At 69.3% G+C, this 13,510-nt stretch carries 9 protein-coding genes; 2 read left to right on the forward strand and 7 right to left on the reverse strand.

Annotated elements, in window-relative coordinates; translation table 11 throughout:
• Positions 1 to 20: 20 nt before the first annotated feature.
• Positions 21 to 1,526, reverse strand: a complete 1,506-nt coding sequence (locus tag ACQP0P_RS26320) for an MDR family MFS transporter (RefSeq protein ID WP_433359154.1) — start codon at positions 1,524 to 1,526, stop codon at positions 21 to 23.
• Positions 1,527 to 1,610: 84 nt separating this feature from the next.
• Between ACQP0P_RS26320 and ACQP0P_RS26325 the strand changes: the two genes are divergently transcribed.
• Positions 1,611 to 2,354, forward strand: a complete 744-nt coding sequence (locus ACQP0P_RS26325) for a TetR/AcrR family transcriptional regulator (RefSeq protein ID WP_433359155.1) — start codon at positions 1,611 to 1,613, stop codon at positions 2,352 to 2,354.
• Here the strand turns inward: ACQP0P_RS26325 and ACQP0P_RS26330 are convergent.
• A complete protein-coding gene (locus ACQP0P_RS26330) occupies positions 2,329 to 2,730 on the reverse strand; it encodes a hypothetical protein (protein WP_433359156.1) in 402 nt (133 codons plus the stop codon). The genes ACQP0P_RS26325 and ACQP0P_RS26330 overlap by 26 nt on opposite strands.
• 65 nt (positions 2,731 to 2,795) lie before the next feature.
• Here ACQP0P_RS26330 and ACQP0P_RS26335 point away from each other — a divergent pair, with 65 nt between their 5' ends.
• A complete protein-coding gene (locus ACQP0P_RS26335) occupies positions 2,796 to 3,317 on the forward strand; it encodes a GNAT family N-acetyltransferase (protein ID WP_433359157.1) in 522 nt (173 codons plus the stop codon).
• A 47-nt stretch (positions 3,318 to 3,364) separates the two neighbouring features.
• Here ACQP0P_RS26335 and ACQP0P_RS26340 read toward each other — a convergent pair whose 3' ends face one another.
• From ACQP0P_RS26340 to ACQP0P_RS26360, 5 genes are all read right to left on the reverse strand, one after another.
• Complete coding sequence (locus ACQP0P_RS26340) at positions 3,365 to 5,791, reverse strand: GcvT family protein (protein WP_433359158.1); 2,427 nt, start codon at positions 5,789 to 5,791, stop codon at positions 3,365 to 3,367.
• A 263-nt stretch (positions 5,792 to 6,054) separates the two neighbouring features.
• The gene (locus tag ACQP0P_RS26345; protein WP_433359159.1) at positions 6,055 to 7,053 is read right to left on the reverse strand and encodes an ABC transporter substrate-binding protein; all 999 of its coding nucleotides are present in this window, start codon (positions 7,051 to 7,053) and stop codon (positions 6,055 to 6,057) included.
• A 67-nt stretch (positions 7,054 to 7,120) separates the two neighbouring features.
• Positions 7,121 to 9,118 carry an ABC transporter permease gene (locus tag ACQP0P_RS26350; RefSeq protein WP_433359160.1) on the reverse strand — a complete coding sequence of 666 codons (1,998 nt, stop codon included), beginning with the start codon at positions 9,116 to 9,118 and terminating at the stop codon, positions 7,121 to 7,123.
• Complete coding sequence (locus tag ACQP0P_RS26355) at positions 9,115 to 10,281, reverse strand: quaternary amine ABC transporter ATP-binding protein (protein ID WP_433359161.1); 1,167 nt, start codon at positions 10,279 to 10,281, stop codon at positions 9,115 to 9,117. Before ACQP0P_RS26355 ends, ACQP0P_RS26350 begins: the two co-directional genes overlap by 4 nt.
• A 275-nt stretch (positions 10,282 to 10,556) precedes the next feature.
• Positions 10,557 to 13,487: an AfsR/SARP family transcriptional regulator gene (locus ACQP0P_RS26360; RefSeq protein ID WP_433359162.1), complete on the reverse strand. Its 2,931-nt coding sequence runs from the start codon at positions 13,485 to 13,487 to the stop codon at positions 10,557 to 10,559.
• Between the last annotated feature and the right edge of the window lie 23 nt (positions 13,488 to 13,510).

Consider the following 13,510-nt stretch of genomic DNA (forward strand, 5'->3'; position numbering starts at 1 on the left):
GTGCGGCATGGGTGCCTGCCTCACACGGCCGCGGTGGCGGGCTCGGCCGACGGGGTCCAGTCGCGTAAGGGGACCTCGCGGATGAACCAGGCCAGCGCGAAGGCGAGGGCGCCCAGCGCGGCGGCGCCGAGGGCCATGGCGTGGATGCCGTTGGAGACGGCGAAGGGAACCGCCTCCCGGGCGGCGGCGGGGAGCTCGGCGAGCGCGCCGGGCGTCAGCTGGCCGGAGGCGATCCGGGCGCCGGTTACCGCGCCGAGGCGGTCGATGAGGGTGTCCTGCAGCCGGGTGGTGTACAGGGCGCCAAGCGCGGCCACGCCCAGCGAGGCGCCCATGGTGTGCCAGAGGTTGACCGAGCCGCTGGCCGCCCCCATGTCGCGCGGCTCGGCGCTGTTGATGGTGATGATCGTGGTGGACTGCATCAGCAGGCCCACCCCGAGGCCGCCGATCAGCGTGAGACCGGAGGCGAGCGGCAGGTTGATGCCGGGCCGCAGCAGGAGTAGCACGAGCATGCCGGCCGTAACAGTGGCGCCGCCGAGGATCAGGTAGACCCGGTAGCGGCCGTTACGGCTGATGAGCCGGCCGCTGCCGATCGTCACGGCGACCATCCCGAGCATCGAGGGCAGGATCAACAGGCCACTGGCGATCGGCGAGGCACCGTGGGCCAACTGCATGTACTGGGGCAGGAAACCGGCCGCCACCACCATGCCGACGCCGCCGAGGAAACGGATGACCTGTGCGAGGGTGAAGTTGCGGTCGGCGAACAGGCGCAGCGGGACGATCGGCTCGCTCGCGCGCCGTTCCACGAGGAGCAGGACGGCCAGCGCCGCCATCCCGATCAGGATCAAGGTGAGGATCGGAGCCGAGCCCCAGGCGTACTGGGTGCCGCCCCAGCTGGCGACCAGGCTCAGCGCTACCAGCGCCACCGTCAGCAGCAGCGCCCCCGGATAGTCGATCCGCGCCCTGATCTGGCGTCGCTCCAGCCGCACGGTGGTACCGATGAGCAGCAAGGCGACAGCACCGATGGGCAGGTTGACGAAGAACGCCCACCGCCAGCTCAATTGCTCGGCGAACAGGCCACCGAGCAACGGCCCGGCGATGAAGGCGATCGGCATCATGATCCCGAACAGCCCCATGAGCCTGCCGCTGTGCCGGGGGGGAACCAGCTCGCCGATCAGCGCCAGGGCCCCGGTCATCAGGCCGCCCGCGCCCAGCCCCTGCACCATACGGAAGCCGACGAGCTGAATCATGTCCTGCGCGGCTCCGGACAGCCCGGACCCCAACAGGAAGATCGTGATCGAGGCCATGTAAACCGCCTTGCGGCCGTACAGGTCGCCGAGTTTCCCCCAGATCGGCGTCGAGGCGGCCATGCAGATCAGGTAGGCCGTCGCCACCCAGGGGAAGTACTGCAGACCGCCGAGATCTTTCACGATCGCCGGCAGCGCGGGTCCGAGCATCATGCCGTCGAGCGGGGCTGTGATCATGCCCAGCATCACGCCGGTCACGCCCATGCGAAGAGTTCGATCCACACGTCCTCCGATTCGCGTACTACGTACGTGAAATAGACCATAACCATTCAGGTACTCTGTACGCAAATGAGGAGAGGGGAACAGATGGCCGACGAGGAACCGACCAGCATCTGGATGCAGCCGGAGCGGCAGGAACGCTCCGGCCCGGGACGGCGCCCCGGCTACAGCCGCGAGCAGATCACCCGGACGGCCGTCCAGATCGCCGACGCCGAAGGGGTGGAGGCCGCGACCATGCGGCGGATCGCGGGCGAACTGGGCACCGGCGCCATGTCGCTCTACCGCTACGTGCCCCGGCGCGACGACCTGTTCGACCTCATGATCGACCTGGCGATGGCCGAGGTCGAACTCCCCGACGGCCCGTCCGGTGACTGGCGAGGCGACCTGACACTGCTGGCCCGGCGGCTCCGCGCCACGGGCCTACGCCATCCCTGGCTGATCGCGCTGCTCACCAGCCGGCCCACGCTGGGCCCCCACCTGCTGCGCGTGCACGAGTACGCGCTCGGCGCCTTCGACCGGCTCGGGCTCGACATCGACGACATCACCGGCTTGGTCGGCATGCTGAACGACTACCTGTACAGTGCGATCCGCAACGAGATCGGCTGGCTGGAGGAGACGCGCCGCACCGGCCTGGACTCCGAGCGCTGGAAGCGGGACTACATGGGACCGTACGTCCGCCAGGTCGTCGAATCCGGTGCTTTCCCCCTGTTCAACCGATCGGTTCTCGACTCCCGCACCGCCCATCTCACCCCCGAGGAGCGTTTCCGGCATGGCCTCGACCGGATCCTCGACGCCATCGCTGCGCTCATCCCATCGCTTCGTCCTCGCTGAGTTCGACCAGTGGCGCGCACTCCTCCCAGGACATGAGCTGGTCGCGCAGGTTGGCGTAGGAGTCCGACCCGGCCACCGCGATATCACCTGATCGCAGCTCGGCGGCGAGGTAGGAGAACACGCACACCTCCAGATGCCGGCGCGCCGGCATTCCCGGCCAGGCCGGATCCTTGAGGATCTTCCGCCACATCCCCGAGGCGAACGCGTCGACGGGCACCGACAGCGTCACGGTCACCGGGGCCCCATCGGGGTCTTGCCGCTCCACGGTGAGGCGTTCGGGGACGAACGCGGAACGGGCGCCGCGCTGGGCCATCACGTACTCCACCGCGTCCAGAACGCTGCGTTCGGCGTTGGTCGACTCCACCAGGGTGAACAACGCTGAGCGGTGCGAGCGGTACTCCAGCCGTAGATCGTGACGGTCTGGATGAGTACCGTCGCCGTATGCCTGAACTGATCGCGCCCACCACACGCTTGCACTCCGCCTGGCTTGAGGCGCATCACGAGTGGGGCCCCGGCCTCCACGAGGACGGATTCGGGCTGGTGCCGTCCGACGAGGTCGACTCGCCGGACGGATTCGCGGCCTGGGTGGCACGACTGGCCGAGGAGCCGGATTCGGCGAAACCGGTGGGGGCCGGCCGAACGAGTTGCGTGTATCGGTGGATCGTCGAGGGCGACCGGGTGCACGGCGGGATCGCGCTGCGGCACGGGCTCAACGACTACGTGCTGCAGTTCGGCCACATCGGGTACGGTATCCGGCCGTCTTCACGTCAGCGTGGGCTGGCCACCTGGGCACTGGGCCGGATGCTCGACGAGGCGCGGGCGCTCGGTCTGGACCGGGTGCTGATCGTCTGCGAAGTCGACAACCTCGCCTCGGTGAAGACGATCAAGCACAACGGCGGCGTCCTCGAAAGCGTACGGGACACCGAGTACGGTCCCGCACGGCGCTACTGGATCAAGATCTAGTTTGTGATCTTGCTGGCGGGGGCGGCACGAACTCAGCGGCTGGAGTATTAGCCACGCAGCCGCTCCATCGCCGGGTCGTAGAGCGGCTCCTCGGCGACGACGGCACTCACCCGCCGGTCGAAGTAGCCGATGTGCAGCTCTCGCCCCGGCACGGACAGCTCGGCGGGCAGCCAGGCGTAGGCGATGCCCTTGCCTATCGTGTAGCCGTAGGCGGCGCTGGTGACGTATCCGGCGCAGGACGCGCCGTCGTGCACCGGCTCCTTGCCCATGACGACGGCCGCGGGATCGTCGACGGTGAGGCAGGTCAGCCGGCGCCGGGTCGCCGCGCCGCGCTCGGCCAGGGCCGCGCGGCCGATGAAGTCACCCCTGTCGGCCTTGCGCACGGCGAAGCCGAGGCCGGCCTCGTAGGGATCGTGCTCGTAGGTCATGTCGGTGCCGAAGGAACGGTAGCCCTTCTCCAGCCGCAGGCTGTTGAAGGCGCCCCGGCCCCCGGCGATGATCCCGTGTGCCTGGCCGGCCTCCCAGAGGGTGTCCCACAGCTTGGCGCCCATGTCGGCGGTCGTGTAGAGCTCCCAGCCCAGCTCCCCGATGTAGGAGAGCCGCAGCGCGGTGACAGGCACGGTGCCGACGTGGGCGCGCGCGCCGCGGAAGTAGCGGAAGCCGCCAGGGCCGAACCCGGGACCGGCCAGCGGGGCCACGACGTCGCGGGCCCGCGGGCCCCAGACCCCGACGCAGCAGGTGCCCGGCGTGACGTCGGTGACGGTGACCGATCCGTCGGCGGGCAGGTGACGGTGGAGCCAGTCGAGGTCGAGGTTGCCGTTGGCGCCGACCTGGAACAGGTCGCGGCCCAGCCTGGCCACGGTGATGTCGCTGCGGATACCGCCGTCGTGGTCGAGCAGCAGGCAGTACGTGACAGAGCCGACGGACTTGTCGACGTCGCCGGTGGAGATCCGCTGAAGGAAGGCGGCGGCCCCCCGGCCCGCGACCTCGATCCGCTTGAGCGCGCTCATGTCGTAGAGCGCGACGGCCTCGCGCGAGGCCTGGGCCTCGGCGCCGACGATCGATGACCAGTAGCGGGCGGCCCAGTCGTTCGGCCGGGGGATGTCGCGGCCTTCGAGCAGGGAGGCGTTGGCCTCGTACCACTGGGGACGCTCCCAGCCGGCGGCCTCCAGGAAGTACGCGCCCAGCTCGCGCTGGCGGGCGTGGAAGGGGCTGGTGCGCAACGGGCGCAGGTTCTCGGCCGGCTGGAGCGGGTGGATGATGTCGTAGACCTCGACGAAGTTCTGGCAGTCGCGGGTGCGCACGTACTCGGGGGCCAGCTGGTGGGCCTCGAACCGGTTGACGTCGCACTCGTGCAGGTCGAAGGAGGAGCAGTGGCCGTCGGCCAGCCATTCGGCCATGGCCCGGCCCACCCCCGCCGAGTGGGTGACCCACACGGCCTCGGCCACCCAGAAGCCTCGCACGTCGCGCGACCGGCCGAGCAGCGGCATGTTGTCGGTGGTGAAGGAGAACAGGCCGTTGACGCCCTCTTCGAGCGCCGCCTGCTCGGTGGCGGGCAGCAGCGCCCGTGTCTCGGCCCAGGCGGGGGCGAAGTCGTCGCCGGTGAACGGCAGCACCGAGGGCATGATCTCGGCATCGGCGACCGGGAGGATCTCCTCCGGGGTGATCGGCATCGGGCGGTGGCCGTAGTAGCCGATGCCGAGCCGCTCGAACCGCTCCCGGTAGTACAGGTCGGCGTCCTGGTGACGCAGGATCGGCCGGACGGCCTCCGCGCTCTGCCCGCTGAGCGCGGGGACGGGGCCGGTCCAGGCGAGCTGGTGGGCCAGCGGGGTCAGCGGCAGCGCCATGCCGACCATGCCCGCGATCTTGGGGCCCCAGATGCCGGCACAGCAGACCACGAGGTCGGCGGGGATCTCGCCCCGGTCGGTGACGACGGCCGCCACCCGGTCGTCCTCGACCCGGATGTCTCGCACCTCGTGCCGGTCCAGCACGCGCACGCCCCGCTCCCGTGCTCGCTCCAGCTGGACCTCGACGGCGCGTACGGCCCTGGCCAGGCCGTCGGTCGGGACGAACAGCCCGCCGAGGACCCTGGCCTTGTCGAGCAGGGAGTGGCGCTCCACGCACTCCTCGGGGGTGAGCAGGCGCGCCTCGACCCCCCAGGCGGTGGCCCAGCCGTGGCGACGGTGCAGTTCGGCGAGCCTTTCGGGCGTGGTGGCCACCTCCAGGCCGCCCACCTGAAGAAAGCAGTCGAGCGCGACGAGCTTTTCGACCGTGTAGCGGGCCAGCTCGGTCATGGTCTTGGACGGGTTGGTCTGGAACACCAGCCCCGGCGCGTGGGAGGACGATCCACCGGTGGCGGGCACGGCGCCCTGGTCGACGACCGTGATGTCGTCCCAGCCCTTCGCCGAGAGCTCGTCGGCCAAGGCCGCCCCGACGACACCTGCCCCGATGATGACAACGCGTTGGCCCGCCATACACACCTCCGTCGTTGCACAGTCCGGAACGCGGTGCGCTTCCCGCAACAGATTCTCCCTTTGCGGGTGGCGCTGTCAAGAACGGGCCGTACCTGCCGGTGAAGGGTCCGGGCACGGCATCGGAGCACGCCGCGGACGCTGTCGCCGTCCGCGCCGCGCCCGATCCGCGCCCGATCCGCGCCTCCGCGTGACGCCGCGCCATGTCACTTCGCGCCGCGCCCGACGCGTGTCACACTCCGCCGACACCGATCCGTGTCGCCCGCTCAGCCGGTGGGGAGCCAGGCCTGCACCTTGTCGGGATTGTCGCCGACCCACTTCTCCGCGGCCTCCTCGGCCGTCATCTTGTCCTCGGAGATGTACTTGGCCACCAGGTTCTGGTCCTCGTTCGTCCAGGAGAAGTTCTTGACCAGCTCGTACGCCGGGCTGCCGGAGTCGGCGAACTTCCTGCTCACGATCTTGTCGAGGTCGTAGAGCGGGTAGTCGCAGGCCACCTTCTCGGCATCGGCGTCGCAGCCCTCGGTGTACTCGGGCAGGCTGACCTTGACGAGCTTGACCTCCGCCAGGAACCACTGCGGCTCGTAGAAGTAGCCGAGCAGCGGGGTCTTCTCCTTCTCGGCCTTCCGGAAGCCGGTGATGAGCGCCGCCTCGCTGCCCGCGTAGACGACCTTGTAGTCCAGCTTCAGGTTCTTCACCAGGGCCGCGTCGTTGGTCACGAAGGACGGGTCACCGTCGAGCAACTGCCCCTTGCCACCCGACTCCGAGGTCTTGAACAGCTCGGCGTACTTGTTGAGGTTCTTCCAGTCGGTGATGTCGGGGTACTTCTCGGCCATCCACGGCGGCACGTACCAGCCGATGACTCCCTTGTTGCCCGTCGACCCCGCCGCGACGGCGACCTTCTGCTCCTCGATGTACTTCTTCTTCAGGTCGTCGTGCGCCCAGTTCTCCACGATGGCGTCGACCTGACCGGTGGCGAACCCCTGCCAGGCGACCTCCTCCTTGAGATCCTTCTTGGTGACCGCGCAGCCGAGCTCCTTCTCGGCCACGTGGGCGATGACCGCCGCGGTCGCCTCGTACCCGACCCACGGGTTGATGGCGATGTTGACCGCGCCGCAGGGCTTCCGCCCCTCCGCGCCGGAGGCCGCGGGGGCGGCCGTGCTCTCGCTGCTCTCGCCGACCTTCGCCCCGCCGCACGCGGAGACGAGGAGGCCACCGGCCACCAGGAGCGCCACCGCCCGTGGTCGCCCGATCCTCGAAACTGTCACCACAGGTCCTCCTGTTACGAGTCCGCCCGCCACCGTGTCGGGGCGACGGGATCGCTGTCCGTCGTGTTCAGTGGACGCCGTGCGCCTCGGCGTCCGCCCGCCGCGCCGCCGTCCTGGTGATGCGCTCCAGCATGATCCCGAGTACCACGATCGCCACGCCCGCCGCGAGCCCCTTGCCCCGCAACTGCAGCTGGGAGAAGCCCGCCACCACGTCGTAACCGAGCGCGCCCGCGCCGACCAGGCCGCCGACGACGACCATGGCCAGCACGTAGATGAGCCCCTGGCCGGCCGCGAGGGTCACCGCGCTGCGCGCCATCGGCAGCTGCACCTTGGTGATGAGCTGCCAGGTGTTCGAGCCCGCGGCCGTGGCGGCCTCCACCGCGCTCGGGGAGACGCCGCGGATGCCGTCCGCGGTGAGCTTGATCGCGACCGGCGCGGCGTAGACGACCGCGGCGGTGATCGCGGTGACCCTGGTCGCGCCGAACAGGCCGAGGATCGGCACCAGGTAGACGAACGGCGGCATGGTCTGCCCGGCGTCCAGGACGGGCCGTACCAGCTGGTCGACACGGTCGCTGCGCCCCATCCAGACGCCGAACGCCACCCCGAGGATCATCACCAGGACCGTGGCCACGAGCGTCGAGGCCAGCGTCACCATGCTGTCCTGCCACAGGCCGAGCAGCACGAGCAGGGCGAGGCAGGCCGCGGTGACGAGCACGACCCTGACGTTCGCCAGGATGGCGGCGAACGCGATCACCACCGCGGCGACCAGCCACCACGGCGAGTCGGTGAGCAGCGCCTCGAACGGGTTGAGCAGGCCGTAGGAGACGGCGTTCTTGAACGCGCCGGTGTAGGCCGCCAGGTTGTCCTGCGCCCACAGGGTCGCCGCGTCGATGCCCCGGCGGACGTACGGTCCCAGGTTCGCCTCGCTCGGGAACTCCGCGGCCCACACGTAGGTGTGGGAGAGATAGACCAGCACGCCGGTGCCCGCCAGGACGGCGCCGATCCCGGCACGGCGGCGGCCGGGCCCCCGCGAGCGGCCGGCCCGGTGCCGGGTCTCGACTCGCCGACCGGCGGCGGAGGTGACCCGGTCGAGCACGATGGCCATGATGACGATGGCCAGGCCCGCGTTGAACGCGCTGCCGACGTCGAGGGTCTCCAGCGCCTTGATGACCGTCTTGCCCAGCCCCGGGGCGTCGATCAGCGCGGCGATGGTGACCATGCAGAGCGCGGCCATGATGGTCTGGTTGACACCGACGACGATGGTCCGCTTGGCCAGCGGGAGCCGTACCTTGCTCAGCAACTGCCAGGCGGTGGAGCCCAGCGAGGTGCCGGCCTCCAGGATCGCCGGGCGCACCTCGCGGATGCCGTGCGCGGTGATGCGGATCGCGGGCGGTGCGGCGTAGATGACCGTCGCCACGGTGGCGCTCGCCGGGCCGATGAGGAAGAACAGGGTGAGCGGCGCGAGGTAGACGAACGTCGGCATCGTCTGCATGAAGTCGAGCACCGGGGTGACCAGGCGGTTGAACCGGTCGTTCACCCCGGCCCAGACGCCGAGCGGGATGCCGATCAGCAGCGAGATCACGACCGCGGCCAGGGTGAGGGCGAGGGTGTCCATGCTCTCCTCCCACAGGCCCAGCAGGCCGAAGGAGGCGAAACCGGCCGCGGTCAGCACCGCGACCCTGAGGTTGCCCCAGAGCAGCGCGACCGCCGTGGCGACGGTGACCACGCCCAGCCAGCCGATGACCGGCAGCGGCCGCCCGAAGGACGGCCGGCTGATCAGCGCCTGGACGAACGTGACGGCCTCGTCGAGGAAGAGCCGGATGTAGTTGACGAAGTACAGGAAGAACGGGTTGTCGTTCCTGCTGTTGTCGATGACCTCGCTCGCCTCGTTGATCCGCAGGTGCAGCGGCGTCAGCTCCGCGCCGCCGAGTTGGAAGGTGTCGCGGCCCTGGACGAACACCCAGATGAGCACCCACGCCGCGACGACGGCGGTCAGCAGGTAGCGGCGGGGCCAGGCGGGCAGGCGCCGCAGACCACCGGCGGGGGTGGCCCGGGTGGCCGTCACCCCTGCTCCCCTGACCTGGCCGGCTCGGCGGACTGGCCCGTGCCCTCCTCCGGGGTCTCCGGCGGTTCGGCACGCGTCACGGAGACCTCCTCCGTCGACGGCTCGGCGAGGACGCCGAGGAGTTCCTCGGCGGTGACGACGCCCAGCAGCCCGCCGCCGTCGACCACCCTGACCGGGCTCGTCGCGCGCAGCACCGTGTGCACGGCGTCGCGTACCACGACGTCCGGCCCGATCTGTGGCCCGTCCAGTGGCTCGTCGGAGCGGGGCGGACGCATGATCCAGCGGGTGGTGAGCACGTGCGAGCGGGGCACGTCCCTGACGAACTCGCGCACGTAGTCGTCCACGGGCGCCCCGACGACCTCCTCAGGCGTGCCCAGCTGGACGAGCTCGCCGTCGCGCATGATCAGGATGCGGTCGCCGAGCTTGAGCGCCTCGCTCAGGTCGTGCGTGATGAAGATCATCGTCTTGCCCACCTCGCGGTGCAGCCGGATGACCTCGTTCTGCATGTCCCGCCTGATCAGCGGGTCGAGCGCGGAGAACGGCTCGTCGAAGAAGAGCACGTCGGGATCCACCGCGAGCGCCCTGGCCAGCCCGACGCGCTGCTGCATGCCGCCGGAGAGCTGGTCGGGGTAGGAGTCCTCGGAGCCGGACAGCCCGACGAGCTCGACCATCTGCCTGGCCCGCTCGTAGCGGGCCTCCTTCCGGGTCCCGCGGATCTCCAGCCCGTAGGCCACGTTGTCCAGGACCCGCCGGTGCGGCAGCAGCCCGAAGTTCTGGAAGACCATGGCGAAGCGGTGGCGGCGCAGCTCGCGCAGCCGCCTGTCACCGGCCTTGCGGATGTCCGCACCGTCGAACAGCACCTCACCGGCCGTCGGCTCGACGAGCCGGGTCAGGCAGCGTACGAGGGTGGACTTGCCCGAGCCGGACAGGCCCATGACGACGAAGACCTCCTGGGGCCGCACGGTGAAGGAGAGGTCGCGGATCGCGGTCACGCAGCCCGTCCTGGCCTTCAGCTCGCTTCGCGAGAGCTCCTGGAGCGGGGTTCCGACGACCCGGTCGGCACGCGGGCCGAAGACCTTCCAGAGACCGCGCACGTCGAGGACGGCCCGCTGATCCTCCGCGACGAGATCTCTCCGGTCGCCGTCGAGGTGGAGATCTGACACGAAGGGACATCCTTCCGGTCATCGCGTAGCTCGTTGCGCATGGCGCATCGGACCGCTTAGCGAGGAACAGAATCGACCCTTGTCGTTCACTCAGTCAAGGCTTTACGAGCTTCGTTACCATGCCAGCGCAATCACGGAAACCTCACCTTCGTTATCACCCGAAGGTGAATGAGGTGCTCTCAGCACTGTTGTGACCGGCGAGGTGCGGCCGTCATGACCGAAGCCGCGACCGCGGACATGACGTATCTTCTCTGCCATGACCTGGGCCGAAAAAATCATGATTTAGACGGACTCTTGTTCGATTCTCGTGACGAGTCGATCAGTATGGCTATCCCAGTCTGTGCGGTCTCCAGCTCGTACGGATCGTTGATCCTCATCGCGATCTCCAACGCCGCTTCGAAGTGCTCCCTGGCCTTGTCGTGCTCTCCGTACAGCGCGAGTGTCTGCCCCAGTCCGTTGAGCACCCTGCACTCGGTCAACCGCCCGGACAGGTGCCGGGCATGGGCCAGGGCTTGCTCCTGCAACCGCAGAGCCTCCACGGGGAACCCCTGTTTCGAGGTGATCTGGCCCAGCTGGTGTAGTGCCTGGGCCTGCAGCATCCGGTCGCCGAGGTCACGGGCGATCTCCAGGGCCGGTTCGGCCGACTCCCGAGCCTTCGGCAGAAGCGCGAGATCGATATAGGCCCTTCCCATTTCCAACAGAGTCGCCGCCTCGTCGTAGCGCCTACCGCCGCGCGCTCGAAGGTAGTCCAGGGTTTGCCGCATATGGTCCAGCCCTTGCTGTGTCCTGCCCAGTCGGAGGTAGATCTGCCCGGCCAGATAGACGGTGGCCACCTTGCCCGGCCGATCATCGAGTTCGCGGTACAGCTCTCCGGCCTGGGAGTTCGCGTCGAGTGCCGCGCTGAGCTCACCGGTTCTGAACAGCCCGGACGCCACGTAGTACTGCGCCTCGGCCTGCATTCGTCTGTTGTTCGTGGCTATGGCGAGCTCCACCGCCTTGCGCTGGCAGTCCAGGAACGGGCCGTACTGGTCGGATTCCATGAGAGCGTGGCCCAGGGCGGTGAGGATCTTCGCTTCGCCATCAAGGTCTCCTGCCTGCCGCACGGCTTCCAAAGCCACGCGGTGGGTGGTGATCCAGTCGTCGACCTGCCGCGTCAGGTAGAAGTGGTAAGCCGTGACGTAGGCGAGCTGCCAGGAATGAACCGGCCACCCATACCGCGCGGCGTGGACGACCAGGGCGACGGTGTTGGGACGCTCGCTGTTCAGCCAGGCCGTCGCACCGTCCCTTTCGGCGAATTCCCGTATTCCGCCCGTCGGGTCAGGAACGGTCGGTGTCAGGAGCCGGGCGTCCGGGTCGACATGGGCCATCGCGGCACGCGCGGTGTGCACGTGCCAGTCCAGCAGACGGCTCCACGCCTCCTGCTGCTCGCCTTCGGCCTCGGCCAGCTCTCTGGCGTACTCGCGGATGAGGTCGTGCATGCTCACCCGCTGCCCGGTACAGCTCACCAGGTGGGCACGGACGAGCGCCGCGACGGACCGGCGAGTGTCGTGCGGGCTCCGGTTCGTCATGGCCGCCAGTGCGTCAAGGCTGATGTCGCGTCCCGGGTGAAGGCTCGCGACGCGAAACGCGCCGCGCACGGGTTCGGGCAGCGCCTGGTAGGACAGGGTGAACGTGGCACGGATCCCAGCGTGGGGATCCTCGGTGAATTCGAGCGCTTCCAGCCGGTCACCCTCGCGTAATCGCGACACCAGGTCGCCCACCGAGCCGCCCGCATCGCCCACATGCGCGGCGGCCAGCCGCAGAGCGAGCGGCAGGTACCCGCACAGCGCGGCCAGCTCGCCGATCAGCTCGGCCTCCTGGTCGCCGTCCAGGAGGCCGCGCAGCAGCGTCTGCGCTTCGTGCGCTGAGAGCATGTCCAGGGAGATGACGTCGATGTCGTTGGTGGCGATCAACCCTCGCAGGGAATCCCTGCTCGTGATCAGCACCCTGCTCTGCGTCGTGCCGGGAAGCAGCGTACGGACCTGCTCGGCGGTGGCCGCGTTGTCCAGCACGATCAACATGCGTCTGCCTGCGATGGATGAGCGGTACAAGGCCGAGCGCCCGTCCACGTCGACCGGGATGTCCTCCTGTGACACGCCGAGCCCGCGAAGAAGCTGCCACAGCGCCTGGGCTGGGGTGACCGGGGCACTGCGAGAGTAGCCGTGAAGGTTCACGTACAGGTGACCGTCGGGGAAGTGGCCGGCCCGCAGATGGCCCCAGTGGACGGCGAGGGCGGTCTTCCCGACTCCGCCGGCCCCCGCGATCGCGGTGATGACCAAGGCGCCGCCACCGTCTGTGGACAGGAGTGTGTCGAGCGTGCCGAGGTGTTCGAGGCGTCCGGTGAAGCGCGCCACGTCGGCGGGCAGCTGGTGGGGAACGAGATGGGGCCGTGGTCGCGGCTCGTGGGCACGTACGGCGGAAGAGTGCCGCAGGAGCTCCGGGTCGCCGGCGAGGATCGCCTCGTGCATCCGTTTGAGCTCGTCACCTGGCTCCAGCCCGAGTTCGTCGTGGAAGCACTGGCGTGCCGAACGGTACTGTTCCAGCGCGTCCGCGCGTCGTCCGTCGCGATAGAGCGCCAGTATGAGCTGGGCACGGAAGCGTTCACGCAGGGGTGCGGCAGTGATGAGCTGACGTAGCTCACCGACGAGTTCCGCGTGCCGGCCCAGGGCGAGATCGGCATCGATGCGGTCGGTGAGGGCCACGAAACGCAGTTCCTCCAACGCGTAGCCCTCCGCGGTCTGGAACTCCAGCCGTGTGCCGACCAGGGCCGGCCCCCGCCACAGGCTCAGTGCGGCCCGTAGCCGTTCCGCCGCCCGCCGCGTGTCGTCCGCGGCTCGGGCGGCGTCCGCGGCTGCGACTTCGGCGAGGAACACCGCGAGGTCGGAGCCACCTGGGGAGACCTTCAGCGAGTAACCGCCGGAGTTGGTCGAGAGAGCTCCGTCCTCCCCGAGGAGGCGTCGCAAGGACCACAGGTGATTGTGCAGTGCCCGACGTCCTGTGGCCGGCTGGTCATCGCCCCAGAGGGCATGAAGCAGTTCGTCGTGCGGTACCACCTGGTCGGCACGGAGGACGAGCAGCGCCAGCAGCGTCCGTTGCTTCTCGCCGATGATCGGCACTCTGTTGCCACCACGCCAGATCTCCACCTGTCCCAAAACACGAAATTTCACCGCCACTCCTTTGCGTTCACGAC

It is taken from the genome of Streptosporangium sp. CA-115845, assembly GCF_050943795.1.
Lineage (GTDB): Bacteria > Actinomycetota > Actinomycetes > Streptosporangiales > Streptosporangiaceae > Streptosporangium.